This window comes from Vibrio sp. 1557 (assembly GCF_033340175.1).
Lineage (GTDB): Bacteria > Pseudomonadota > Gammaproteobacteria > Enterobacterales > Vibrionaceae > Vibrio > Vibrio alginolyticus.
In genome coordinates this window covers 1-1,024 of the sequence record NZ_JAWOVZ010000299.1, presented here as the reverse complement: position 1 = coordinate 1,024, position 1,024 = coordinate 1, and the positions used below count along the sequence as shown (strand labels likewise).

The 1,024-nt window shown below is 46.1% G+C and carries 1 protein-coding gene and 1 pseudogene; both read left to right on the top strand.

Annotated elements, in window-relative coordinates:
* The coding region (locus tag R7070_RS26630) for a glycosyltransferase (protein ID WP_318141577.1) at nucleotides 1–802 on the top strand (802 nt) is incomplete at its 5' end.
* 9 nt (nucleotides 803–811) lie between these two features.
* A pseudogene (locus R7070_RS26625) lies at nucleotides 812–1,024 on the top strand (capsular biosynthesis protein); the annotation flags it as partial.

Genomic DNA, 1,024 nt, shown 5'->3' with positions numbered 1-1,024 from the left:
AAAACCCAATATTGTGCACTTGCACTCTAGCAAAGCCGGGTTTTTAGGTCGATTTTTGAAACTCAACCACGCCCGCTTGGTGTATACCCCGCACTGCTATGCGTTTGAGCGAGAAGATATGTCAGGCTTCGCTCGCCAACTATACAGAGCTTTAGAAAAGGTGATGCTCAACAAAATTGACGTGGTGGCAGGCTGCAGTCAGCGCGAATGTGATTTAGCCATTAGCATTGGAGCAAAACGAGCGGAACTGCTGAACAACTACGTTTCTTATCAAAGTGCGACACGTGTCGGCCGAGACCATCAAGCTGCATTGAACATTGTTGTTTTAGGGCGTGTCGCACCACAGAAAGACCCTCAATTTTTACTTAACACACTCCGTTGCTTGAATCGATTTGCACTCAATCGCCAATTAGACATTACTTGGATTGGAGGAGGAGACAGAGAGCTAGAGCAAGCGTTAAGAGCCGAGGGCGTACAAGTAACGGGTATGCTTCCTCGCGATGAAGTGGTTAAGAAACTGCAGGCCTCCGATCTCTATTTACATACCGCCGCATGGGAAGGTATGCCTTTAACGATTCTAGAAGCCGCGAAGCTGCACCTCCCTATGGTGATTCGTTCCATTGGTGCCACAAAAGATCTCAACTATCCTTTTTTGGCGCAAACACCGGAAGACATGGCAAAGCAAATGACACATTGCATCAATCACTATGATGACATTGATTTTCGCCAATACACCACCGAGTTGAATGAGACGTTCAGTGAAGAAAAACAACGCCTCGCTCTAAACAACATTTACAGTTAGAGAAATAGAATGTTTCAAGCCATTCAACAAAAACTGCTACTTATGCCGAGTGGCAAAAAGAACTTGCTGTCACTCGGCATGAAAACGGCAATCACGCGAGTTTTCAGTGCATTATTTGCCTTTTCGCTTACGCTCATCGTGTCGCGCACACCCGATGCATCCCCTTCAGGTCAGTTTTTCTTCTTGTTCAATCTCGTATCGCTCACAGCCATTATTTCTCAG